At 66.1% G+C, this 25,176-nt stretch carries 17 protein-coding genes; 9 read left to right on the top strand and 8 right to left on the bottom strand.

Annotation, left to right across the window (positions count from 1 at the left end; all coding sequences use genetic code 11):
* Window positions 1-159 precede the first annotated feature (159 nt).
* Complete coding sequence (gene blaOXA, locus E4O92_RS07470) at window positions 160-936, top strand: class D beta-lactamase (protein ID WP_135189137.1); 777 nt, start codon at window positions 160-162, stop codon at window positions 934-936.
* A gap of 2 nt (window positions 937-938) precedes the next feature.
* Here blaOXA and hmpA read toward each other — a convergent pair whose 3' ends face one another.
* Window positions 939-2,153: an NO-inducible flavohemoprotein gene (gene hmpA, locus E4O92_RS07465; RefSeq protein WP_135189136.1), complete on the bottom strand. Its 1,215-nt coding sequence runs from the start codon at window positions 2,151-2,153 to the stop codon at window positions 939-941.
* A gap of 205 nt (window positions 2,154-2,358) precedes the next feature.
* On the opposite strand from hmpA, the gene E4O92_RS07460 reads away from it, so the two are divergent.
* Both E4O92_RS07460 and E4O92_RS07455 read left to right on the top strand, forming a co-directional pair.
* Complete coding sequence (locus tag E4O92_RS07460) at window positions 2,359-2,823, top strand: FixH family protein (protein ID WP_135189135.1); 465 nt, start codon at window positions 2,359-2,361, stop codon at window positions 2,821-2,823.
* Window positions 2,824-2,835: 12 nt separating this feature from the next.
* A complete protein-coding gene (locus tag E4O92_RS07455; protein ID WP_135189134.1) occupies window positions 2,836-4,083 on the top strand; it encodes a cytochrome-c peroxidase in 1,248 nt (415 codons plus the stop codon).
* A 10-nt stretch (window positions 4,084-4,093) separates the two neighbouring features.
* Here E4O92_RS07455 and pbpC read toward each other — a convergent pair whose 3' ends face one another.
* The 3 genes from pbpC to E4O92_RS07440 form a co-directional block, all read right to left on the bottom strand.
* Window positions 4,094-6,187, bottom strand: coding sequence for a penicillin-binding protein 1C (gene pbpC, locus E4O92_RS07450; protein ID WP_135189133.1), 2,094 nt, complete (start codon window positions 6,185-6,187; stop codon window positions 4,094-4,096).
* Window positions 6,187-11,946 (bottom strand): alpha-2-macroglobulin family protein, encoded by a 5,760-nt coding sequence (locus E4O92_RS07445; RefSeq protein WP_135189132.1) that lies wholly within the window; start codon window positions 11,944-11,946, stop codon window positions 6,187-6,189. The genes pbpC and E4O92_RS07445 overlap by 1 nt, the downstream gene beginning before the upstream one ends.
* 112 nt (window positions 11,947-12,058) lie before the next feature.
* The gene (locus E4O92_RS07440; protein ID WP_135189131.1) at window positions 12,059-13,738 is read right to left on the bottom strand and encodes a methyl-accepting chemotaxis protein; all 1,680 of its coding nucleotides are present in this window, start codon (window positions 13,736-13,738) and stop codon (window positions 12,059-12,061) included.
* 432 nt (window positions 13,739-14,170) lie between these two features.
* Here E4O92_RS07440 and E4O92_RS07435 point away from each other — a divergent pair, with 432 nt between their 5' ends.
* The 3 genes from E4O92_RS07435 to E4O92_RS07425 all read left to right on the top strand — a co-directional run bounded on the left by E4O92_RS07435 (window position 14,171) and on the right by E4O92_RS07425 (window position 17,173).
* Window positions 14,171-15,571, top strand: a complete 1,401-nt coding sequence (locus tag E4O92_RS07435) for an L-cystine transporter (RefSeq protein ID WP_135189130.1) — start codon at window positions 14,171-14,173, stop codon at window positions 15,569-15,571.
* Window positions 15,572-15,687: 116 nt separating this feature from the next.
* Window positions 15,688-16,452 carry a histidine phosphatase family protein gene (locus E4O92_RS07430; RefSeq protein ID WP_135189129.1) on the top strand — a complete coding sequence of 255 codons (765 nt, stop codon included), beginning with the start codon at window positions 15,688-15,690 and terminating at the stop codon, window positions 16,450-16,452.
* 337 nt (window positions 16,453-16,789) lie between these two features.
* Window positions 16,790-17,173, top strand: coding sequence for a hypothetical protein (locus tag E4O92_RS07425; protein WP_135189128.1), 384 nt, complete (start codon window positions 16,790-16,792; stop codon window positions 17,171-17,173).
* Between the two features lie 102 nt (window positions 17,174-17,275).
* On the opposite strand, the gene E4O92_RS07420 is transcribed toward E4O92_RS07425, so the two are convergent.
* From E4O92_RS07420 to E4O92_RS07410, 3 genes are all read right to left on the bottom strand, one after another.
* Window positions 17,276-20,488, bottom strand: a complete 3,213-nt coding sequence (locus tag E4O92_RS07420) for an efflux RND transporter permease subunit (protein WP_135189127.1) — start codon at window positions 20,486-20,488, stop codon at window positions 17,276-17,278.
* Window position 20,489: 1 nt separating this feature from the next.
* Window positions 20,490-21,623 carry an efflux RND transporter periplasmic adaptor subunit gene (locus E4O92_RS07415; RefSeq protein ID WP_135189126.1) on the bottom strand — a complete coding sequence of 378 codons (1,134 nt, stop codon included), beginning with the start codon at window positions 21,621-21,623 and terminating at the stop codon, window positions 20,490-20,492.
* 225 nt (window positions 21,624-21,848) lie between these two features.
* Window positions 21,849-22,262 (bottom strand): divergent PAP2 family protein, encoded by a 414-nt coding sequence (locus E4O92_RS07410; protein WP_135189125.1) that lies wholly within the window; start codon window positions 22,260-22,262, stop codon window positions 21,849-21,851.
* Window positions 22,263-22,395: 133 nt separating this feature from the next.
* On the opposite strand from E4O92_RS07410, the gene E4O92_RS07405 reads away from it, so the two are divergent.
* The 3 genes from E4O92_RS07405 to E4O92_RS07395 all read left to right on the top strand — a co-directional run bounded on the left by E4O92_RS07405 (window position 22,396) and on the right by E4O92_RS07395 (window position 24,602).
* On the top strand, window positions 22,396-23,448 hold the full coding sequence (locus E4O92_RS07405; protein WP_135189124.1) for a DUF475 domain-containing protein: 1,053 nt from the start codon (window positions 22,396-22,398) through the stop codon (window positions 23,446-23,448).
* Between the two features lie 112 nt (window positions 23,449-23,560).
* Window positions 23,561-24,136: a TerD family protein gene (locus E4O92_RS07400; RefSeq protein WP_135189123.1), complete on the top strand. Its 576-nt coding sequence runs from the start codon at window positions 23,561-23,563 to the stop codon at window positions 24,134-24,136.
* A 67-nt stretch (window positions 24,137-24,203) separates the two neighbouring features.
* Window positions 24,204-24,602, top strand: a complete 399-nt coding sequence (locus E4O92_RS07395; RefSeq protein WP_135189122.1) for a DUF8785 domain-containing protein — start codon at window positions 24,204-24,206, stop codon at window positions 24,600-24,602.
* Between the two features lie 244 nt (window positions 24,603-24,846).
* Here the strand turns inward: E4O92_RS07395 and E4O92_RS07390 are convergent, their stop codons facing one another.
* Window positions 24,847-25,110 carry a hypothetical protein gene (locus tag E4O92_RS07390; RefSeq protein ID WP_167759726.1) on the bottom strand — a complete coding sequence of 88 codons (264 nt, stop codon included), beginning with the start codon at window positions 25,108-25,110 and terminating at the stop codon, window positions 24,847-24,849.
* Between the last annotated feature and the right edge of the window lie 66 nt (window positions 25,111-25,176).

The following is a 25,176-nucleotide window of genomic DNA, read 5'->3' as shown; positions in this document are numbered from 1 at the left end:
GGCGTACGCAAACTTTGCTCAACCGTACCGCGTGCGCACAGGTGCGCACCCTACGGGCCATTCTTCTTGTGACGATTTGGCAACTCCCGTACACTGCCGTTGGACGCCACTTGCCGACCTCGGCAAAAGAGCGACACAACAGATGCTGGGAGAAGAATCATGAATTTACGCCAATTTGCCATGGTCGCCCTGGCGGCCACGCTCGCGATCTCGAACGCCAGCGCCCGCGAGGTGTGCACAGCCATTGCCGATGCCAGCACAGGAAAAATCCTGCTCCAGCGGGGCGAATGCGAGCAGCGCGTCACCCCCGCCTCCACTTTCAAGATCGCCATCAGCCTGATGGGATACGACTCGGGTTTCCTGAAAGACGGGCACACGCCTGCTTTGCCCTTTCGTGAAGGATACGTAGATTGGATCGAGTCTTGGAAGCAGCCGACCGATCCGGCCAGGTGGATGAAGGAATCGGTCGTGTGGTATTCGCAGCAGATCACCCAGTCGCTGGGCAAAGAGCGCTTCGCCCAATACACCAAAAACTTCCAGTTCGGGAACGCCGACGTATCGGGCGACGCCAAACATGACGGTTTGACGCTCTCCTGGATTAACTCATCGCTGCGGATTTCGCCATTGGAGCAGCTGTCGTTCCTGACCAAACTCGTCAACCGCCAGCTTGGCGTCAGCCAGCATGCATATGACATGACGGCCGAACTCACCAAGAACGGACAGCTGCCCGGCGAATGGAAACTGCACGGAAAAACCGGCTGGGCCTCCGACTGGGGCTGGTATGTCGGATGGGCCTCGAAAGGGACGCGCAGCTTCGTCTTTGCACGCCTGATCAAAAAGGACGATGCCGATCCCAAGGACGTGGCACCCGGCGTGGTTGCACGCGACGGGTTGATCGGCGAATTACCTGCCCTGCTTGGCTCCCAGCTTAAGTAAAACTACTCGGCAAACAGGTCCGGCCCGAACACCTCGTAATGGATGCGGGGCTCCTTGATGCCCCGATTGAGCAGGACGTCGTGCTGCAGCCGCATGAACGGAATCGGTCCGCAGATGTAGTAATCGGCGTCCGGCAGCATGATCTGACTGGCGATCTTGTCCAGGTCGACGAGGCCCGCAAAGTCGTAATCCCTGCCCTGCTGGTCCTCCGGCAGTGGCTCATTGTAGAAGATGAACAGCTTGAAGTTCGGATGTGTGGCCGCGGCCTGGCGCAGGCGGTCCTTCATCGCATGCACCCTGCTGTTGCGCGCGCCGTGCACGAAGACGATTTCGCGCTCCGGTGACTGAAGCACACGAATGAGCATGCTGACCATCGGCGTAAGCCCGACACCGCCGCTGATCAAAACCACCGGCGTGGACGCGTTCACATCGATGAAGAAATCCCCGTGCGGCGCCGAGAGCCGGAGCGTGTCGCCGACCTGCACCTGGTCGTGCAGCAGCGTGGACACATACCCTGCGCTGGCCGGATCGGGCCCGCCCTCGCGCTTGACCGAAATGCGGTAGCTGCGCCCGTTCGGCGCATCCGACAGGCTGTACTGGCGGATCTGCTGCAGCCCCAGGCGCGGCACCTGCAGCGCCACGCCGATGTACTGGCCGGGCTCAAAGCCGACCACCGGCCCGCCATCGGCCGGCTCCAGCACGAACGAGGTGATCACATCGCTCTCCGGCTGCTTGCTGGCGACCACGAAGTCGCGCCAGCCATTCCATCCGCCCGATTCGCTCACGGTCGCTTCGCGCAGCTCGCTTTCGCGCCCCATCAAAATGTCGGCCAGGTTGCCGTAGGCCTGCGCCCAGGCCGAGATCACACCCTCGCTGGCCGCGTCGCCCAGCACCGCCTTGATCGCCCCGAGCAGGTGCTCGCCGACGATTGGGTACTGCTCCGGCTTCACGTCCAGGCTCACGTGCTTGTTGGCGATCCCCTCGAGCACCGCCTTCAGGCTCGACGGATCTTCGATGTTGGCGGCGTACGCGTAGACCGCGCGCGCCAGCGCCTCCTGCTGCTGCCCCTTTTCCTGGTGCCGCATGTTAAACACGTTCTTCAGCTCGGGATGGGTGCCCAGCAGGCTGCGGTAGAAGTGCTTGATGATGTCGTACCCGTGCTCGGCCAGCACCGGCGCCGTGGCCTTGACGGTGTCTTTGGTTTGTTGCGTGAGCATCCCGGCCTCCCCGCCAAACCCCTTTGGACCGGCCCGGAAGGCGCTTGTTCATAGCGGCGCTGCACGATTTACAACACCAAACCGGAAGTTAATAAATGTGCTTGACCTTCCCACGATGGGAAGCTCCAAAGTAGCGTCACACCACCCGGAACTGCTCAGCAGCCGGAAGTGAAACCCTAAAAAACCTACTATTGGAAGCGACATCATGAACGCAAAAAAAATAAGCTTGTCCCTGGCCTTCCTGTCCCTCGTGGCCCTCACCGGCTGCATGTCTGCACCGGCCGGCCTGGACCTGTCGTCCGTGCGGCACACCGCTAAAGCAACCTATATCGTCGAAACCCGGCCGGCTGCCGGCTATGCCCCGCTGTTCAAGATGCACGCCTGGGAGGTTCGGGTCACCTCGGCAGCCGGCCAGCCGCTTGACGGCCTGAAGATTTCGGTCGATGGCGGCATGCCGCAACACGGCCATGGCCTGCCGACCCAACCGAAAGTGACGCGCCAGCTCGGCGACGGCCGCTACCTGGTCGAAGGCATGAAGTTCAGCATGCCCGGCTGGTGGGAGATCAAGTACAAGATCGACGGGGCGGCTGGAGAGGACAACGTCACCTTCAACACCATTGTCAACGGCCGTCCGGCGCAACCGGCCGCCCCGCAACTCGCAGTACGTTGATAGGTCCGCGCCATGAAAACCGCACTCGGAAAACTGATACTCGTGCTCGGTGCCGCCCTGACCGCCGGCGCCGCGCTGGCGGCGGCGCTGGCCTCGCGCGAGACCGACAATTGGAGCGACGACGAGCTGGTCATCATGTCCTCGATCAGGCTGAGCGAATTGGAGCGGGCGCCGGCAGACCCGTCCAACGCGGTCGAACAGTCGCCCGCCGCGGTGCATCTTGGCCAGCGCATCTTCGCCGACGCCCGGTTCAGCAGCAATGGCGCGGTGTCGTGCGCCAGCTGCCACCAGCCGGACAAGCAGTTCCAGGACGGCCTGCCGCTGGGCCAGGGTGTCGGAACCGGCAAGCGGCGCACCATGCCGCTTGCCGGCGCTGGCCATTCGGCGTTCGCATTCTGGGACGGACGCAAGGACAGCCTGTGGTCGCAGGCCCTGGGGCCGATGGAAGACCCGCTTGAGCATGGCGGCAACCGGCTCGCTTACGCCCACCTGATTAACGCCCACTATCGCAGCCAATACGAAGCGCTGTTCGGCCCAATGCCGGACCTGCGCCACCTGCCGAATGAAGGCGGGCCACTGGGAACGCCGACGCAACGCGCCGCGTGGGATGCGCTCAAGGACGAAGACAAGCGCGAGGTGTCGCGCGTGTTCGCCAACATCGGCAAGGCAATCGCCGCTTACGAAAAAACACTCGGCTACGACCAGTCGCGCCTGGACCGCTATATCGATGGAGTAGAGCGCCAGGACCGCACGGCGCAGCAGTTGTTGACCGCGCAGGAGAAGAACGGGCTGCGCCTGTTCATCGGCAAGGCGCAATGCGTCACCTGCCACAATGGTCCCTTGCTGACCGACCAGCAGTTCCACAACACGGGAATCGCCCCAAGAATACCTGGCCAGCCCGATCCTGGCCGCGGCGCCGCCATCGCCAAGCTGCTGCGCGACGAATTCAATTGCCTCGGCCCGTACAGCGACGCCAAGCCCGAACAGTGCGAAGAACTTCGCTTCCTGTCCAGCGACGACCATGCGCTCGACGGCGCGTTCAAGGTCCCAAGCCTGCGCAATGTCGCGGGAAGGGCGCCGTACATGCACGCAGGCCAGGTGGCGTCATTGCACGACGTCGTGGAGCATTACAACAAGGCGCCGCGCGCAGCGATGGGACACAGCGAGCTCAAACCCCTGCGCCTGTCCGAGGGCGAAGTGCGCGACCTGGTGGCCTTCCTCGGCACCTTGACCAGCAACGTCATCGAGGAGAAACGCTGACCGCTTGCGCTCAGTGCCTTGCCGATTGCGCCCCGCGCACCTGGAAGCGCACCGCGTCGATGCGCAGGCCTTCGGCATCGACCAGCTCCAGCTCGTGTTCGCCCGGCGACGGGCGCCACGCGAACTGCTCGTCCGCTGCGGCGAGCGCGGCGCCATCGAGCCGCCAGCGCATGCCCTGGCCCGCCTGTGCCTGCAGCATCACGCGCTGCAGCGCATCCGGAATATCGGGATCGATGGCGATGATGCTGCCGCCGACCGGATACAGTATCTTCGGTTCGCGCCGCGCCGGCGGCACCAGTTCCACAAGATCGGTCTCGCTCCCCTGCACGAACCATTCGCTGCGCACCGGTTCGAAGGCCGGGCGGTACTCCACCTGCCGGAGCACCACGCCGGGCGGCGCGGCCGGCGCCGTGCCCGGCCGGTCGCGGTGCAGGTAATCCATCACGTCGCGCCACACCGGCGCCGCGCCCGACACACCCGACACGTCCCACATCGGCCGGCCGTCGAAATTGCCGACCCAGACGCCGACGGTGTAGCGGTCCGAATATCCGATGCACCAGTTGTCGCGCATGTCCTTGCTGGTACCGGTCTTGACCGCGCTCCAGAAGCGCGTGGCCAGTTCGTTGGACAAGCCGAAGGTGACGCTGCGCGCGGCGCGGTCGGACAAAATGTCGCCGACGATGAAGGCGGCGCGCGCGTCGAGCACCCGGCGCGTGGTCTCGGGCGCGCGTGCGCGCAAGGTGGGGGTGCCGTACAGGCCGCCGCTGGCCAGCGTCCGATAGGCATTCGCCAGCGCCAGCAGGGTCACGTCGCCCGAACCGAGCGCCAGCGAATAGCCATAGTAGTCTGCCGGTTCAACCAGGCTCGTGATGCCCACTTCGTGCAGGCGTTCGTAAAACTGGTCGAGCCCCGTGTTCATCAGCGTGCGCACCGCCGGAATGTTGAGTGAACTGGCCAGGCTCGTGCGCACGCTCGCATAGCCCTTGAATTGCCTGTCGTAGTTCTGCGGGATGTAGAGGCCGGCGGCGGTCTGTATGTCGACCGGGCTGTCATCGAGCAGCGAGGCCGCGGTCAAGAGGCCGCGCTCAATCGCCAGCTCGTACAGGAAGGGCTTGAGCGTCGACCCGGCCTGGCGCAGCGCGGCCACGCCATCGACCTCGCTTGAGCCCGCGTTGCCGACATAGGCGAGGATCTCGCCGCTGGCGTTGTCGAGCACGACCAGCGCGCCGTCGCCGACGTTGCGCTCGGCCAGCTCGCGCAGGTGCCTGCGCAGCGCCGCGAGCGCAAAGCGCTGCAGGTCGCCGTCGAGCGTGCTGCGCACCGCGACGCCCGCGCCACTACGCAGCTTGCGCGCCACCTGTGGCGCAGGTGTGAGCACGGCGATCGCCGCGGGGCGCGACAGCGCCACCTCCGCCTGCCAGGTGACGGATGCGCAATTCGCGCTGGCCTTGAGCTCGCGCGCCAGCTGGCACGCGCGGCGCGCCACCACCTTTGGCGCCGCGCCGGGCCCTCGCAAGAGACTCGCCAGGATCGCGCTTTGAGCCACGTCCAGCCCCGACGGCGCCTTGCCGAACAGGCCGCGCGCCGCCGCGCCGATCCCCTGCAGCTCGCCGCGAAAGGTCACCAGGTTCAGGTAGGCTTCCAGGATCTGCTGCTTGCTCCAGTGCGCCTCGAGCTCGCGCGCGGCGCGCGCCTGGTCCCACTTCTGGAGCCAGCTGCGTCCCTCAAGGCCACCGCGCAGGGCCGGATCGAGCAGCGCGGCAAGCTGCATCGTGATCGTCGACGCTCCGCGCGCACGATTGCGGAACAGATTGTCCCACGCGGCCTGGCCAATGGCCTGCAGGTCGACTCCGCCATGTTCCATGAAGCGCTGGTCCTCTGCCTGCAGCACCGCCGCGCCAAGCGCGGGCGACATGTCGGCCAGCGCCACCCAGCGCGCGCGGCGCACCGTCATGTCGGTGCGGATCGACTCGATCGGCACGCCGCTGCGGTCGAGCAGCAGCGCATCGGACGGCCGGTAGTCCGCCTTCACCGCCTCAAAGCCGCACACTGCGGCGCAAGCGGCGCGCGCGGCCAGCAGCAAAGCCAGCGCAAGCCGGCGCATCAGTGCCCGACCACCATCTGCGCGTTGGGCAGTTCGCCGAACATCTCGGGACTGTACAGCGCTTCCACCCGGGTCGGCGGCAGGCTGAAACGCCCCTGGTTATTCAGCCGCACCGTGTACTCGATGCTCCATTTGCCCTTCGGGACGAACTCGAAATACGAACGCAGCGCATCTTGCGCCCGTTCGCGGAAGGCCGGTTCGACCCAGCCGCGCTGCCGTTCGCCGCTGGCCGCGATCTGCGAATCGCGCCCAAGGCCGCTGCCCAGGATGGTGGCGCCGGCCGGAATCGGGTCGTTCACCACCACCCAGGTCATGTCGGACTGCGCTTCGAGGTCCAGGTGTACGCGGTAGATGTCCCCGCGCGACCAAGCGCCCTTCACCTTCTGCTCGACGGGCGTCACGGTGCGCACGATCCGGTATCCGGACGAGAGCGGCGCAGCCAGCGGAACCGCGGCCAGGCTTTGCACGGTGACCCACGGCTTGCCCGTGCCCTGGTGGCGCAGCGTCAGCTCAGCAAAGCGCTCCGGCCACGCCTGCAAGGCGCTGCCCGGCACCGGCACAAGCGAGTTCACCGTTTTGCCGCCGCCCGCAAGCGTTGCACTGCTCGTGCCCGTCACCGGCTGCGCTTCGAAGCGCTTCGAGAATTTTTCGATCGCCAGCACGCCCCACGCGTTGGCCAGCGTCGTGCCCCAGCGGCCTTGCCTCTGGCGGCCCAGGGTGCCGCGCGCCAGCCGGCCCATGTCGGCCTGCCATGCCGGGTTATCGAGCATGGCCAGCAGCAGGCGGTTGGCGTTCACGTCCGCGGAAGCCATCAGCCACCACAGGTCGTCGCGCCGCTCGGTCGAAAAGCCCAGCGTCGTGCCTTGCAGGTTCAGGCGCGCGCGCAGCATCGACTCCGCCTGCCGCAAGCGGGCGTCGCGCTCCGGCAGGCCGGGGGTGCGCTGCAGGACCTGGTACCAGTCCAGCAGAGCCGATGTCGGCCACAGGTTCGGCTCAATCGTGAACGACTCCAGCATCGAGCTATGCACGTGCGCACTGCGCGACAGGGCCTCCAGCGCCGCCATCTTGCGCAAGGTCAGGTCGCCGCTGGCCAGGCCGCTGCCGCGAGTCAGCTTGCCCTCTACGAACTGCGCCAGGGCGTTCTCCATCCGCTCCTTCAGCGTGGCCGGAATCTCGTAGCCGGCTTCGTTCGCGACCGACAGCACGTACGCGGTGAGGCTGTCGCTGCCCTCTCCCATCGTCGTGAAATACTTGACCATGCCGTCCGCGTCCAGGTGCGCCGGCAGCGACGCCATGTCCGCCTTCCACAGCGCCACATCGCGCAGCGCCACCGCCCGCGATATGTTCTGCTCGAAGCAAACGTACGGATACGCCGCCATGTACTGCCGCACGCCCGGCAAGTCGTCGCCCAGCCTTGCGCTGAAAGTGGTGAGGATGCCGCCATGCCCGGGCAGCGCGTCCGCCGGCCGCTCGACCTTCATCGATTGCGGCCGGTCCAGTTGCAGCAGCGTCGCCTGCAGCGTGCGCACCGGCACCGCGGCTTGAACCTTCTGGCTGATGCGCATGCGGTCGCTCGCCGCGCCGTTCAACGCCTTGGCCTCGACCTGCCACTGCAGGGCCTTGGTAATCGGCGCCGTGTAGTCCCAGCCGACTTCCTGCGCCTGTCCGGAAGCCAGCGTCAGCGTCTGCCCAGCAAGCGCCACCGGCTTGCCGCCATCGGCCGTCACCGTGCCAGACAGCGCCACCTTCAGTTCGCCCGCCGAGGTATTTCGCAGCGTGAACCCGGCGCGAAACGCGTCACCTTCGCGCACCAGTTGCGGCAACCCGGACAGCAGCATCAGGTCCTGCGTGCTGCGCACCTCGGTCTGCCCCGTGCCGAACATACCCGCGCCGCTGCTTGCCACCGCAACGATCTTAAAGCTCGTGAGCGAATCGTTCAGCGGCACCTCCACCTGCGCTTCGCCGTTGGCGTCGAGCGTCACCTTCCCTTTCCACAGCAGCAGCGTGTCGAACAGTTCGCGGCCCTGCCCCCTGCCGCCACCGCCGCCGTGCGGCACGGCCTTGCGTCCAAAGTGACGCTTGCCGATCACCTGCATCTGCGCCGTGGACGTCTGCACCTGCAGGCTGCGCTCGCGCATCATGGCCTCGAGCAGATTCCAGCTGGCGTTGGGCATCAGCTCCAGCAGGCCCGCGTCGACCGCGGCCAGCGCCACCTCGGCGCCCGGTGCGGCCGCGCTGCCGTCGAAGCGGGTCACCTTCACCCGCACCGCAACGCGTTCGCGCACCTTGTACACCGGCTTGTCGGTGCTCACCTGCACCTTCAGTTCGTGCTCGGCCCAGCCGACCCTGATCGGCACGATGCCCAGCTTGTAGGCTGGCTTACCCAAGTCCACCAGCGCGGTCGGCTGCACGCCCGCCACCCGTCCGCGCACCAGCATCGCCGACACGTACACGTTCGGCGCATAGCTGCCCTTGACCGGAATCGTGATCACCGGCTCGCGGCCGGACACCTGCCGGATGTAGGTATCGAGCACGCCCTCGCGCTCGACCGTGACGAGCGCGGTCGCCTCGCGGAACGGGCTGCGCACCTGGAAGCTGGCCTCTTCACCAGGCTCGTAGCGCTTCTTTGCCGGCAGCAGGTCGATGCGGTCGTTGTCGGTCACGCCGAACCAATTATCCTCGCTGCCCGCCACCCACACGTCGCGCTGGGTGATTGTGGCCCTTTGCGCCGGGTCGACAGCACGCGCGCGCAGGATCAGGTTGCCCTTGTTCGGAGTCTTGACGGTGCACAGCAGCAGGCCGTGCGCGTCGCTGCGGCCCTCGCAGGCCGCGCCGAGCCGCTTGACCTCGGTGACGTTCTCGTAGGCGTAGAAACCGCCCACCAGTCGCCGCCGGTGCGAGTACGTGGATCGGCGGAACAGGTCGACGGCCACCGGTACGTCCGCCACCGGCTTGCCGCTCACGTCCAGCACCGCGACCTGGAACTTGAGAGCGTCGCGGCTCTGCAGCCACTCGTCAGGCTTGATGCCAACGACATACTGCGAGGGCCACAGGGGTATGTTGGTTGACACCGTCGACGTTTCGCCATTCGCGTCCTGAAACGATAGCTCGGCCAGCAGTGTCTTGGACTTGTCCAGCCGCGGCAACTGGTCGACCTCGATGCGCGCGCCGCCGGCACGGTCCAGAGTCAGCGATTGCGTGCGCGCCGCCGCTTGGCCCTCGCCCTGCGCTTCGCTCCCCTCTCCTCCAATCCATTCGCCCTCGTCCTCGTCGAATCCGCCCCCCTGCTTGACCACGCCTTCCTTCACGTCGCCCGCGCCGAAGGTAAATCCGTCGTAACCGGCGAACGACACGCCCCGGTCCCGCACCACTGTCGCGAGCTTGACCGGCGCCAGGCTTGCCGGCCCGCCGGACAGGTAGCTGACCTGGGCGTCGATAGTCACCGCGCGCGGCGCCACCGCCGGCTCATGCGGACCGCTGACCACCGCCTTCATCAATGGCACGCGGAACTGCTCGACCCGGAACGAGCCGGACACCTGGCCGCCGATCAGCACGTCGTAGACTCCCAGCTTGGCCTGCGTGGGTATCTTCCATTCGCCCTGCGCGTTTCCGGCCGCGTCCCATTGCAGCGGCAGCTCGAACTTCTCGTTGCTTCCCTGGTGCAGCAGCCAGGCCTTGTCCGGCAGCGGGCCCTTGTCCTTCGCCGCCTCCTGGCCGATACGCCAGTCATACCTCTCCCTGGGCACCTTGTCGCCCGCATGCACCAATGCGAAGCCGGCCTGCGTATGGCGGCGCAGGAAGTGCTTCATGTGCACCGTCTCGCCGGCGCGCAGCAAGGTGCGGTCGAACACGGTGGCCACCAGCCGCGTGTCATCCCCCATCTGCCCGATCGGCAGGTTGAAGCGCCAGGACTCGATCCCCTGCCGCCAGTCCGACAGGGTGAAGGTGAAGTCCTCGCCCTTCTTCGCGCTGACGAAATAGCCGTAATTGGAGGCGCAACGCGACTCCGGCAGCCCGGTGTCGATACGCGCGACACCATTGGCATCAGTCGCGCCGCGCCATAGCTCCTTGCCGGCACAATCACGTACTGTCACCTCGGCGCTCGCCACAGGCTTGCCCTTGTCCAGCGAAGTGACCCACACCAGCGACGACTGCGCGCCGAGCTTGAGGTGCGCCGCCATGTTGGTCACCAGCGCCGCCGCGCGTACGTAGGCGGTCTTGCCATTCTTGATGAGCGCCGCGCCCAGCCGCGGGCTGGCCAGTTCGACCACGTAGAACCCCGGTCGGCGCAGCGGGATGCCGACTACCTCGAACGCCTGGCGCCCGTTCGGCTTGGGCAGGGTGAACCGTTCCGCCTTGGTCGCATACTCGCCGGCCAGCAGGGGTGTTTCGAGGGCGTCCCCCCATTGCGGACGGATGCCCCAAGAGGCGCCGACGTTCCAGGTGGCGCTGGCGCTGGCCATCGCCTTGAGCCAGCCGATCACTTCCTGCTCCTGGTCCGGCCCGATGCGCAGGCTGGTGCCGACGCTGCGCATCTGCCCGGCCAGCCGCGGCTCGACGTTGCGCACCGTCACCGGCAGCATGCGATCGCCGCGCGCCTCGATGATGCCGAACGGCGCGCTGAACTTGACCAGTGGCGGCTGCTCGCCGATTTTCAGCGCAAGCGGAAAGCGTGCGCGGTTGACGAGCGCGCGGCCAGCGTCGTCGCGCAAATCCGCCGGCAGGTGCACCGTGAGGGTGCTCTGCGCCGGGAACGGCGGTTTGAAAACCAGTGAAGATACATACTCGGCCTTGCGTTCGTCCTCGCCATCCCGTTGCGCGAGGATGCGCTTGCCGTCTGAGGTCGTCATGTAAATGCGGGCCGCGGCACTGCTTGCCACCGGCGCCGAGAACGCGAGCCGCACCGGCAGAATCGGAATGCAGCCGGACTTGCTGGTGAGCCGGTCGCATTGCACCTTGGCCGTGAAGTCGGGGCGCGTGCGGTAGCTGAGCCGCTGGTCCTTGTCGGTCGCGATCCCGTTGCTGGCACTGATGCCCGCGCCCCAGACCAGCGCGACCTTGGTGTTCGCCGGCAGCGGCCGCTGGCACTGCAGCACCGCCACCGGCAGTTGCTCGCCGCGGCGTGAACGCAGTGGGGCACTGGCGCGCCAGATCACCCCGCGCGCCCTGAAATAAACCTCGAGGTAGCGGTTGACGAAGTTACGCCGCAGTTCGAGGAAGCGTTCACGCTCGGCGCCGGCCAGGACGCGCACCCCGATCTTTTCATTGATGCCGTCGGCGTGGCACCAGGCGTGGCGCATGATGCTGTCTTCCTGCGCCACTGCGTCCAGGCCAAGGATGAACACCTGGCGCTCGTCGATGCCGTACGCGCCGTCTTCCGGCAGCGGCTGCACAACGGCCGGGCCGCCGGTGTTAAAGCTGAAGCTGCGCTCGCCGGTCACGCCCTGCCCGGCCAGGTCGCGCGCTCCGTCCGCCAGCGTGAAGCGGCAAGCCACGGCGCCCGCCAGGTCGCGTTCGAAGTCGTAGCTCCAGGTGCTGCCGTCGATCCAGCGCCCGTGCCCTTTCTCGGGACAGTCCACGATGAACGGATCGGGCGCGCGCAGGTCGCCGAACGCCACCATCTGGCTGGAAAAGCGAGCCGTGACCTGGCGCACCTGCTTGACCACCCCTTGCGGAGCGAAGGATTGGACCGTGGGCGCGGCGGCCAGCGCCGCGTGCGACAGCGCGAACAGGAACAGGCCCTTGAGCAGCGAACGCATTGCACCTCCCGGCAGGTTGGCCCTGCCGGAACAATGCGGGCAGGTCAGCCGAGTGTTGCAAACAAGGTCATACCTGTCAACAACATTGCCACTTCAATATGCGGGGCGGATGTCAGAATTCTTCCCAATCCTGCGCGGCGGCCACCGGCGGCTTGGCTGCGCGCCGGGTGGCTGGCTTGGCCGCCGGCTTGGCGGCGATGCGCGGCGCGGCCTTGGGCGCTGTTGCGGTCGCGGGACGCGGCGCGGCCTGGGCGTTCAGGCGGAACGTGCCCACTGCCTTGGCCAGGCCGTCGGCCTCCTCGCGCAGCGCCTGGGCCGCGGCCGACGCCTGTTCGACCAGCGCCGCGTTCTGCTGGGTGGTCTGGTCCATCTGGGTGATCGCCTGATTGACCTGTTCGATGCCGCCGATCTGCTCCTGGCTGGCCGCCATGATCTCGGCCATGATGTCGGTCACGCGGCTGACGCTCTGCACGATTTCGCCCATCGTCGCGCCGGCCCGGTCGACCAGTTCCGAACCGTGGTGCACCTTCTGCACCGAGTCGTCGATCAGGGCCTTGATTTCCTTGGCCGCGGCGGCGCTGCGCTGCGCCAGGCTGCGCACCTCGGACGCCACCACCGCGAATCCGCGGCCCTGCTCACCGGCGCGCGCCGCCTCCACCGCGGCGTTCAGGGCCAGGATGTTGGTCTGGAAGGCGATGCCGTCGATGACGCCGATGATGTCGGCGATCCGGGTCGCCGAGCCGTTGATCGCGCCCATCGTCGCCACCACTTCGGTGACCACCGCGCCGCCCTTGCCCGCCACTTCCGAGGCCGACAGCGCAAGCGCGTTGGCCTGGCGCGCGTTGTCGGCGTTCTGCCGGACGGTCGAGGTCAGCTCTTCCATCGACGAGGCGGTTTCCTCGAGCGCGGCGGCCTGCTGCTCGGTGCGCGAGGACAGGTCGAGGTTGCCGGCGGCGATCTGGCCGGATGCGGTGGCGATGGTGTCGGTCCCGGCGCGCACCTGGCCGACGATGTTCGCCAGGCCCTGGTTCATTTCTTTCAGCGCGCGCATCAGGCGGCCGGTTTCGTCATTCGACTTCACGTCGATGTCCTGGGTCAGGTCGCCGCTGGCAACCGCGCCGGCGATGCGCACCGCCTCTTCCAGCGGGTTGACGATGCCGCGCACCAGCATGGCGCCGACAACGGCCGCCAGCACCAGCCCGAGCGCCATGCCGGACAGGCACACCAGACGCACCAGCTCATAGGTCGACCGGGAACGCTTGTCGGCCTGCTCCGCTTCGCCCAGCTGCAACTGAATCAGCTCGTCGATGCTCGCGCGCACCGGCTGGAACAACTGGCTGAGCGGGCCGTGTACGAGCGTGGTCGCGCGCTGCAGGTCGCCTGCGCGGATCGCCGCGACCGCCGGCTCCAGCGCCTCGCTCAGAAACTTGGCGCGCGCTTCGCTGAAACGGGCGGCCACCTCCCGTTCGCGATCGGTCATCTTGGTGGCGGAATAGGCCTGCCACTGCTGCGCGATCAGCTGGCGGCTGGTCGCGATTTCGTCCAGCAGCACACGCACCCGCGCTGGTTCCGCCGTCACGGCCTGGGCCACGTCCAGCTGGTTCTGGTCCAGCTGGCGCACGATCGTGTCGAGCTGGCCCAGGCACACCAGGCGATCGTCGTACATCGATGCCATCTCGTCATTCGCCTGCCCGAGGCTGAACAGGCCGACTACCGCGCCCACGACCAGCTCCAGGCCGAGCAGGACAATGACGAAAATCAAACGGGTTTTGATGGTGGTGTTCTTGAACATGATCGTGCGCGCGATGGCGGGAGCCCGGAAAGTGGAAATTGAATTATAGAAACAACCTGCGAGGCTGGAAAGGACGGTCAAGCGGCCTCTTTGCGGTGTTTTAACATTACGTGGCCGAAACGTAACAGCGCGCTGTCGCGGGCCGCAGGATGGGCCTGTCCGTCGGCGCGGACCCAGCTTCCTTCCTGCCATGCCAAGCGCGCGCCACAAGAATAGTTAGCTCCAACACCGTCGTCCCCGCGCAGGCGGGGACCCATGCTGAGCGTCATTTCACGCTGCCTATGGCGGGAACGACGTGCAATCGTAGGTTGGTGATTCACGTTACGGTCATTAGGCCAGCGGGAACGCCCAGTCCGCACGGCTGCAAGTTTGCCTATACAATGCATCCTTCATATTTCCGCGCTGCACTAGCTCGTATTTACCGAGGCCTTGATGACCGTCCACCTGCTCCTGAACCTTGCCGTCGCCCTGGCGTCCTGCTTCCTGCTGTACCGCATGCAAGTGCGCGAACTGTCGTTCACCAAACGCGTATTCACCGGCCTGGGCCTGGGTCTGCTGCTGGGCGCGGCGTTCCAGGCTCTCTACGGCGCAGCCTCGCCGGTCATCGCCCAGACCAACGCCTACCTCGACATCATCGGCACCGGCTACATTAAGCTGCTGCAGATGATCATCATTCCGCTGATCATGGTCTCGATCATCCAGGCGATCCTCAAGCTGCGCGACGCTTCCTCGCTCGGCAAGATCAGCGCGCTGTCGATCGGCACCCTGATGGTCACCACGGCAATCGCCGCCGCGATCGGCATCCTGATGGCCAAGCTGTTCGGACTGACCGCGGTGGGCCTCACCTCTTCCGCGGCGGAAGTGGCGCGCGGTGCCTACTTGGAGGGCAACCTGGCCAAGGCCCAGGAAATCTCGCTGCCGTCGATGATCCTGTCGTTCATCCCGGCCAATCCCTTCCTCGACATGACCGGCGCGCGCAAGACCTCGACCATCGCGGTGGTGCTGTTCTCGATCTTTATCGGCGTGTCGGCCACCGGCATCGCGGGCAAGAAGCCGGAAGTGTTCGAGTCGTTCAGCCATTTCGTGCACGTGACGCACGTGATCGTGATGCGCATGGTGTCGCTGGTGCTGCGCCTGACCCCGATCGGCGTGTTCGCGCTGATCACCCAGGTGGTGGCCGAATCGAGCCTGCAGGACATCGCCAAGCTGATCAGCTTCGTGCTGGCCTCGTACAGCGCGCTGATCCTGATGTTCTGCGTGCACCTGCTCCTGATCGGCGCGGTGGGCCTGAACCCGCGCCGCTATGTGAAGAAGATCTTCCCGGTGCTGGCCTTCGCGTTCACCTCGCGCACTTCGGCCGGCGCGATCCCGATGAGCGTACAGACCCAGACCGCGCGCTTGGGCACGCCCGAGGGCATCGCCAACTTCGCGGCCTCGTTCGGTTCCATGATGGGCCAGAACGGCTGCGCCGGCATCTACCCGGCGATGCTGGCGGTGATGATCGCGCCGACGGTCGGCATCGATCCGTACAGCGCGGGCTTCCTGCTGCCGCTGCTGGCGGTCGTCACCTTCGGCTCGGTCGGCGTGGCCGGCGTGGGCGGCGGCGCGACCTTCGCCGCGCTGATCGTGCTGTCGGCCATGAACCTGCCGGTGGCGCTGGCCGGGCTCCTGATCTCGATCGAACCGCTGATCGACATGGGGCGCACCGCGCTGAACGTGAGCGGCTCGATCACCGCCGGCACCGTGACCAGCCGGGTGCTGGGCGAAACCGACCTCGAGGTGTTCAACAGCGATGCCGAGGTCAACCTGGATGTCGACCAGCAGGTTGCCTGATCAATGGCCCTCGGAAACACCCCGGTTTCCCCTGATGCAGGCCGGTTAATCGTGCGCTGACCTGCTGCCGAATCCGTCTATGATGACGCGGTTTGAATCGCATCGACGGACCGGCAATGGAACAAAAGTGGCCACAGGAAATCTGGCTCGTCCGGCATGGCCAGAGCGCAGGCAATGTTGCGCGCGATGCGGCCGAAGCGGCGGCAGCACGCCATATCGAACTGGCCGAACGCGATGTCGACGTGCCGCTGTCCGAACTCGGCGTGCGCCAGTCGCAGGCGCTGGCAGCCTGGTTCGCGGCGCTGCCGCACCGGCACCGGCCGAACGTGGTGCTGCATTCGCCCTACCGCCGCGCGGTCGAGACCGCGGACATCCTGATGCAGCGCATGGACCGTCCCGCGCTGCTCTCGGTCGTGGTCGACGAGCGCCTGCGTGAGAAAGAGTTCGGCATCCTCGACCGCCTGACCACCCACGGCATCGCCCACAAATACCCGGAGCTGTACGAGCAGCGCCAGCACGTGGGCAAGTTCTACTTCCGCCCGCCCGGCGGCGAGAGCTGGTGCGACGTGATCCTGCGCCTGCGCAGCGTGCTCGACACGCTCACCCGCGAATACAGCCGCGAGCGGGTGCTGATCGTGGCGCACCAGGTCATCGTCAATTGCTTTCGTTACCTGTTCGAACGGCTCGACGAGGCCACCATCCTGGCGGCGGACAGCGCCGGCGACGTGCCGAACTGCTCGGTCACCTCGTATGCGTTCGATCCGTCGGCCGGCAAGCGCGGCAAGCTGGTGCTCAAGCTGCTCAACTTCGTCGCGCCGCTCGAGGAGACGGGCACGCCGGTGACGGTCGGCAAGGACGTGCCGGCCGCGGCCAAGCCGTAGGGCTGCCAGGCAGGCCGCCGCACCTGGCCCAGCTCATCTTGAAACACCCGCTAAGGATCAGGCGCAAGGACGTTTGATCTCAATCAAGTTCCGCAGGAAGTAACGCGAATTACCGCAAGATGTAAGCAATTCGACGAACTGGCAGCAGGGCTGCCAGTCTAATTTTCACAGTCGAATTCGTGCACTGACACGGGGCCGCGAACTGCGACGGTTTCCCGGATGGTCCTTACCGTGGGCAAGTCCAGGTCCGCGGCGGGCTGAACTGGCGCCGTTGCCCCTCCAGCGCCTCACCTGGAGACAGCGGCACAAGATAGACGTGAACGAGGAGTGATAAACAATGAAAGCACTTACCACTGCACCGAAAATCCTGTTGCTCGCCGCGCTGATGGCCGGCTCGCTGGCGGCATGCAAGAAAAGCGACAACACTGGCACGACCACCTCCGAGCAGCCTTCGTCGACCGCGCCGGGCACCACGTCGGGCACCAGCGGCACCACGGGCGGCGCCACCGGCACCACCGGCGGCACGAGTGAGACGGCGCCTGGCGCCACCGGCACCACACCCAGCACCACCCCAGGCACCGCGCCGGCCACCCCGCCGAGTGGCACCAGTGGAACCAGCGGCACGACTGGCGGAACTTCAGGCACCTCGGGAACTTCGGGCACCAGCGGCACGTCGGGAACTTCGGGCAGCACCACGCCAAGCGGCTCTAGCGGCTCGTAAAACAACGGAGCCCGCATCTGCGGGCTCCATCATTTCGGGCAGCGCAAGCACGCGGCCCGGCCAGCGTGCCAGCCCTGCCGGGCTGGCTTGATCACGTCTGGATCATGCGGCCTGCGGACGGCCGCGGCCGGTCGTAATCCGCACCACAAAACGCACCAGCATCGCCAGCAAGCGGAACACCAGGCGCACCAGGATCAGCGTCAGGATCGCTTCCACGAACGTCATCACGAACGCCGGCACCGCATGGTAGCGCGCCTCGCGCCGGTGGAACTTGGCCACCATCCGGTCACGCGCGATCTCGATGCTGTCATAGAAGGTGGGCACCACCAGCAAGGTCAGCATGGTCGAGGTGATCGTGCCGCCGATGATCGCGATCGCCAGCGGCTGGTAGAACTCGCCGGAATCGCCCAGTGCCAGGGCCACCGGGGTCATGCCCGCGATCAGCGCGAACGTCGTCATCAGGATCGGACGCAGACGCGCGCGGCCGGCCGCCATCAGCGCCTCCTCGCGGTCCATCCCCTCCGCTTCGCGGGCCCGGGCGGCGTCCAGCAGCAGGATCGCGTTCTTGGCCACCAGGCCCATCAGCATGATGATGCCGATAAAGCTCATCAGGTTCAGGGTATTTTTGGTCACCAGCAGCGCCAGCACCACGCCGATCAGCGACAGGGGCAGCGACATCATCACCGCCGCCGGCGCCGTGAACGAGCCGAACTGGATCACCAGGATCAGGTACATCAGGCCGATGCCGGAGACCAGGCCGATGCCCAGGCTGGTGAACACCTCGTTCATGATCTTGCTCTGGCCGCTGGCCTTCAGCCCGTAGCCGGGCGGGAAGTCCATCGACTTGGCCAGCTTCATCGCGTCTGCCATCACCTCGCCGTTCGAGCGGCCCTGGGCGTTGGCGGTGACGGTGACCACGCGCTTGCCCTCCAGGTGCTCGATCGAGGCCGGGCCCTTGCCCATGCTGATCTTGGCGATCTGGTCGAGCGGCACCATCATGTTGGTGCCCGCAACCGGGACCGGCAGGCGCTCGATGTTGGCGGTGTTGACCCGGTCGTCCGGATGCAGGCGCACCGCCACGTCGCGGCTTTGGCCAGTCGGGTCGACCCAGTCGCCCACCTCGATGCCGGCGAACGCCACGCGCAGCGCGGTGGCGGCGTCGCCGACCGAGATGCCCATCGAATTGGCCAGGCCGCGGTTCAGTTCAATCTGCAGCTCGTCCTTCGGGTCCTGCTGCGACAGGGTCACGTCCACGGCGCCCGGCACCTGGCGCAGCTTCTCCATATACTGCGAGGTCATCTCCATCAGCTTGCGCGAGTCGGAGCCGGTGAACGAAATCTGCACCGGTTTGCCGTTGCCGTTCAGGTCATCCATCACGACGTACTCGGCGCCCACCAGCCGGGTGAGCTTCTCGCGCAGCGCAACCGCGACCTCGGACGCACTACGCTTGCGCTCGCCACGCTTGCCGATGTCGACGTAGATCGAACCGCCGTTGGGGTTGATCGAGCTGTTGGTTTCCTTCGCCTCGGGCAAGGTGCGCGCAATCTCGGCCGCCGCCTCCATCTTCAGGCGCGCATAATCGATCGACGACGACGCCGGCGTACGCACCTCGATCTTGATCTGCCCCTGGTCAGTCTTGGGCTGGAACGCCGTGCCGCCCTTCCAGGCCTGCAGTCCGATGGCGCCGGCCAGCGAGAGCACCGCGATCACGGCCATCGAACGGCGGTGGTGCAGCGCCCACGCGATCACATGGCCGTAGCGGTCGGCCTGGTGGTCGAACCAGTCGTTGAAGCGCTTGAGCTGCCTGGACAGCCCCGTCTTCGGCGCGTCATGGTGCCCCGGCGGGTCGCCCCAGTACGCCGACATCATCGGGTCCAGCGTGAACGAGATCAGCAGCGACACCGCCACCGAGCAGGTCACGGTCAGCGCAAACGGCCGGAACCATTCGCCGGCGATGCCGCCCATGAACGCGACCGGGACGAACACCGCCATGATCGAGAACGTGGTCGAGGCCACGGCCATGCCGATCTCGGCGGTGCCGTTCAGCGCCGCGGTGCGGCGATCCTCGCCGTTCTCCATGTGCCGCACGATGTTCTCCCGCACCACGATCGCGTCGTCGATCAGCACTCCGATCGCCAGCGACAGTCCGAGCAGCGTCATGAAGTTCAGGGTGAATCCGCACAGCCAGACCGCGATGAACGCCGCCAGCACCGAGGTCGGCAGCGACAGCGCCGTGATCAGGGTCGAGCGCCAGGAGTTCAGGAACGCGTACACCACGAAGATGGTCAGCACGGCGCCGTACACCAGCGACTCGATCACGTTGTTCAGGCTGCGCTGGGCGGACTCGCCGCCGTCCCAGGTCACGTCCAGCTTGGTGCCGGGCGGCAGCTCCTTGCGCACCTCCTCGATCATCGCGTTGACCTTCTTGGCGATGGTCACGGTGGATGCCTCGCGCGAACGCACGACATAGATGCCGACGTTCGACTTGCCGCTGCGTGTCGAGAGCCGGTCGACGTCCGCGAACCCGTCCTGGATGTCGGCCACCTGGTTCAGGCGCACCACCGTGTCGCCATTACGCTTGATCACCACCTGCGAGAAGTCCTCGGGTCGCTCGATGCGGCCCACCAGCCGGATGCCCTTCTCTTCCAGCGGCCCGCGCACCTTGCCCACCGGCGCGTTGGTGTTCTGGCGCGACAGCGCACTGGTCACCTCGCTCGCCGACACGTTGTATTCGCGCAGCTTCTCTGCGTGCAGCAGCACCGACAGCTGGCGCGACAGCGAACCGCCAACCTGCACGTCGGCCACGCCGTCGATGCCGCGGAAGCGGTCGGCCAGCACGTCTTCGGCCAGGCGCGACAGCTCGGCATGGCTCTGGCTCGTCGACGACAGCGACAGGTTCATGATCGGCTGCGCCGACGGGTCGAACCGGCGCAGTTGCGGCTCGCGCATCTCGATCGGCAGCTTGTAGCGTACCGCCGCGATCGCGTTGCGCACGTCGTCCGCCGCCTCGATCAGGTTGCGCTTGAAATCAAACTGCAGCACGATGGTTGCGCCGCCTTCGTTGGCATAGGCCTTCGCTTCGGTCACGCCGGTGATGGCCTGCATCTGCTTTTCCAGGCGGTTGACGATCTCGCGCTCGCTGGTCTCGGGCGAGGCGCCCGGATACGGGACGTTCACGACGAGGACCGGGATCTGGACATCCGGCTCGTTGTTCACGCGCAGCTTGGACAGGGCATACAGGCCAAGCACCATCATGGCCACGATCAGCACGATCGTGGCGACCGGTTTCTTGACGCTGAAATTGGAGAGGAACATGTTATTTCCCCTGCTGCGGGTTGGTCGCGCTCGCCACCTTGACCGTGGCCAGCTCGACCTTCTGGCCATCCTTCAGGCTCGAGCCCGGGGTGCGCAGCACGGTGTCGCCGGCAGCCAGGCCGCCCTTGACCTCGAAGTTGCCGGTACGCTGGTCACGCGCGCCGACCACGATGTCGACCTTGGCCAGCTTGTTGTCCTTCAGGCGCCACGCGAACGACTTGTCGCCGGCCTTGACCACCGACTTTTCCGGCAGCATCAGCACCGCCGTCGTTTCGGCGTCGATCTGGCCTTCCGCATACAGCCCGGCCACGCGCGGCTGCTCGCCGGTCAGGCCCACCAGCACCTCGACCTGGCGGGTCACGGGATTGGCGGCCGCGTCGATACGCTTGACCACGCCGGTAAAGCGCTGGTCGCCGTAGCCGTTGATGCGGAACATGACCGGCTGGCCCACCTTGACCGTGCTGACCTTGTCGGCCGACACCCGGCCCTCAAAGCGCATGCTGGTCGGGTCGATCACCTTCAAGAGTTCCTTGCCGATGGCCGCGGTATCACCTGCCGACACCTTGCGGTCGGACACGATGCCGTCGAACGGCGCGCGTACCACGGTGCGCGCCAGTTGCTGGTGTGCAGTAGCGGCGCGGCTCTTGGCGGCTGCCAGGTCGCTCTGGGCGTTGTTACGGCGCACTTCGGCGTCATCCAGCGCCTGGGCGCTGGTCATGCCCGAGGCGCGCAGGGTCTTGAGGCGCTCCAGCTGGCGGTTGGACTGGTCCAGCGCCTGGGTGGAGGCGCGCACCGCCTCGTCGGCCGACAGCAGGCTGTCGCGGATCGCGGTCTCATCCAGGCGCACCAGCACGTCGCCGCGCTTGACCGCCTCGCCATTCTCCTTGAGTACCTGGAGCACGACCGATTGCACCTCGGCGCGCAGGTCGGCGCGGCGCTCGGGCTGGACCGAGCCGGTGATCACCGGACCGGAGGCGAGCGCGTTGCTCTGGACAGTCAGCAAGTCCTCTGGAGCCACGAGGAGCGACTGTTGGGCGGTAACGCCCTGGCCCGGCTTGGCGGGTTCCTTGGGCCCCTTGCCGCAAGCGGCAAGTGCCGAAGCCAGGGCAAGGACAAGTAGAGTTTTGCGCAGCATTATTGTTCTCCAGGATGGACTCTGATTATGGTGAAACTCGGGATAAATACAGCCAGCACGCAGTATCCTAGAGGCCGCAAGACCAGTCAATTGACCTTATTGCATACTGCGGATTTGGATGGATGAACTGCGCGTAGAAGCGACGAACTGCATTTTGGCGCGCTGAAATGCAGTGTCCGCTGACGGGGGGCGGACGTCCGGTTGTCTCACGACCGGACGTCAAATTCAGAAGAGTGCGTTGACCAGGAACCCCATGCCGATGCCGGTCAGGATGCCGCCGCCGATCTCGACCAGCGTATGGCCCATCCGCTCGCGCAGCCGCGGGTAGCGGCTATCGTCCGCCGCCAGCCGATTGATCGCGGCCGCCTGGCGGCCCACGTGCTGGCGCAGGCTGTTGGCATCGATCATCACGATGAACGCCAGCGTGACGGCCACCCCGAAGGCCGGGTGCCCCATTCCCTCCCTCAAGGCAATCAGGGTTGCCATGCTGGTAACCACCGAACTGTGGTTGCTCGGAAAGCCGCCGTTGCCGACGAGGTTGAACGCCCAGCGCCGCTGGCGCGCGCTGGTGATCAAAAATTTGATCGGACCGACGACCAGCCAGGTCAGGACCGGAGTGACCAGATAAACAAGATTCATGCAAGTTCCAGTAAGTTGATTCCGTACGGAATTATCGCAGAAGGGTCGCCGGCCGAACACCTCCGCTGCGCCGCGCACCAAGCGGAAGCAGGTAATATTTCGCGTCCGCGGCACGTTGATCAAGAGGAGCGCCATGGGACACTTCAAGCTGTCGCTCGTGTTTACTGTGATTGTGATGGCCCTGGCCGGCTGGTGGGGGTTCTCGCACGGCGGTGTGGCTGGCCTCCTGCAGGCGCTGTGGATTACCGCCATTCTCGCCGTGCTGGAAGTGTCGCTGTCATTCGACAACGCGGTCGTCAACGCCACCGTGCTACGCACCTGGAACGATTACTGGCGCAGGCTGTTCCTGACGATCGGCATCCTGGTGGCCGTGTTCGGCATGCGCCTGCTGTTCCCACTCGTAATCGTCGCCACCGCAACCGGCCTGGGCCTGGTCGACGTCTGGCACATGGCGATCGAGACCCCGGCCGAGTACTCGCGCCACCTGACCGAGCACCATGCCCAGGTGGCGGTCTTCGGCGGTGCCTTCCTGCTGCTGGTGTGCCTGAACTTCCTGTTCGACGACGAAAAGGAACTCCACTGGCTGGGCCGGATCGAAGAGCAAGTCGGGCACTACGGCACCGAGGGCCTTGCCGTGATGCTCGCGCTGCTGGCCGTGTTCGGCGCAATGAGCATGATGCCGCAGGGGCAACAGCTGCCGGTCCTGGTCGCCGGCGTGGTCGGCGTCATCGTGTACGTGGGCGTGAGCTGGCTCAGCGGGCTGCTCGAAGAAGAGGAATCGGACCCTGCCCTGGGCAAGATCATCTCCAAAGGCTCGATCGGCGGCTTCATCTACCTGGAAGTGCTGGACGCCTCGTTTTCATTCGACGGCGTGATCGGTGCGTTCGCGATCACCAATGACGTCGTCATCATCATGCTGGGGCTGGCGATTGGCGCCATGTTCGTCCGCTCGCTGACCGTGTTCCTGGTCAAGCAAGGAACACTGGAGGAATTCGTGTTCCTCGAGCACGGCGCCCACTACGCGATCGGCATCCTGGCCCTGATCATGTTCGCCAGCGTCGAGTACGAAATTCCCGAATGGTTCACCGGCCTGTCCGGAGTGGCCTTCATCCTGGTATCGCTCTGGTCGTCGATACGCTATCGCAAGCGCATCGAGTCCAAGGGGCACAAGCGGGAACTGGTTTGAAGAGGTTTTTCAAAATGAGCAGGGCAAGACAAGGCGACGCAGACAGTGCGGTTGCACGGCAAGGAGCCGTAACGCAGCCATGCTCATTTTGAGCAAACGGAAGGGAGTTCAGATGGCAATCAGTCTTCAGAAAGGTCGCGACGTCAGCCTGGCGAAGGAGGTGCCGGGCCTGCAGCGCGTCATTGTCGGCCTGGGCTGGGACCCGCGCATCACCGGCGGCGCCAGCTTCGACCTGGACGGCAGCGTGTTCCTGCTGCGCGCGGACGGCAAGGTGCGCAACGACCAGGATTTCATCTTTTACAACAACCTGGTATCAAGCGACGGTTCAGTGGAAATCATCGGCGACAATCGCACCGGGCAAGGCGAACTCGACGACGAACTCATCGCCATCGACCTGGTGCGGGTGCCGCAGGACATCGCCCGGATCGTGGTCGCGGCCACGATCCACGAAGCCGAGCAGCGGCACCAGAATTTCGGCATGGTCACCCGCGCCTTCATCCACTGCCTGAACGCCGACGACGAAACCGAGATCGCGCGCTACGAGCTGTCCCAGGACAGCGCTACCGAGACCGCGATGATCTTCGGCGAGCTGTACCGCGTGGACAGCGACTGGCAGTTCCGCGCGGTCGGCCAGGGCTACCACGGCGAACTGGCGCCGCTGGCACGCTCGTTTGGAGTGAACGCCTGAACGTTTTGACAATCGGCGGGGGCGTGGCAGAATGAATGCCCATAATCAACAACGAGCCGTCCAGACCATGTCCTTGCCCCGCCGAGCAGCCGTCATCATCCTGTCCCTGATCGCCGCGATCATTGCGCTGTTCGCACTGTACACATGGGCTGCGCTGCACTGGTCATACTCGGAAGGCGACCGTGCCGGCTACCTGCAGAAGTTCTCGAAGAAAGGCTGGCTGTGCAAGACCTGGGAAGGCGAGATCCTGCTCTCGAGCATGCCAGGGGCGATTCCGGAGCACTTCGCCTTCACTGTGCGCGACGATGCCGTGGCCAAGCAGATGCTCGCCGCGATGGGGCACCGCGTGCAGATCAGCTACCAGCAGCACAAGGGGCTGCCGAGCACCTGTTTTGGCGAGACCGAGTACTTTGTGACCGGGGTAACCGTGGGACCGCAGCCGCCAGCGCCCCCGAGCGCGATGTGAGCATGCGGTTCGCGAACGCAGCTTAGGAAAGCGGCAAAACACCGTCGTTCCCGCGCAGGCGTGAACCCATGCTGAGTATCGGTTCACGTGGTCTATGGGTTCCCGCCTGCGCGGGAACGACGATTATTGGGGCTAACTAATTTATGCAAGCTAAGCAGCGTGCAGAACAAGGGTCTGAAACACTGCGTCGTAGGGTGCGCACCTGTGCGCACGCGGAACGTGCCGCTGCCTGCGGCAAGAGCGATCAGTCACGCCGCTGATTAAGAATCACCTCGGCCAGCCGCGCTGCCGCCTGCGCCGCCGACGGCTGCGTCAGCCGCCCGATCACCTCGCGCGTGATGTCCTCGGACTCGGCGCGCTTGACCGCCTCGACCTTGCGCTCGCCGATCGCCTCCCGCACTCCAGCCAGCTCCGTCGCCTGCGCCTCATGACGGCCCCGCTCCAGCGCCGCCAGCTCGCGCCGCGCGTCGGCCATCGCCTGCGTCGTCTGCGCCGTCTTGCGCTGCATCTCGGCGTGGGGGTGGGGGGGGGGGGGCGCCCGGCGCCCCCCCCCCCCCCGCGGGGGGGGGGGGGG

Origin of the sequence: Massilia horti, assembly GCF_004614195.1 — a bacterium.
Classification (GTDB): domain Bacteria; phylum Pseudomonadota; class Gammaproteobacteria; order Burkholderiales; family Burkholderiaceae_D; genus Telluria; species Telluria horti.
This window is presented reverse-complemented; position numbering and strand designations above follow the sequence as displayed.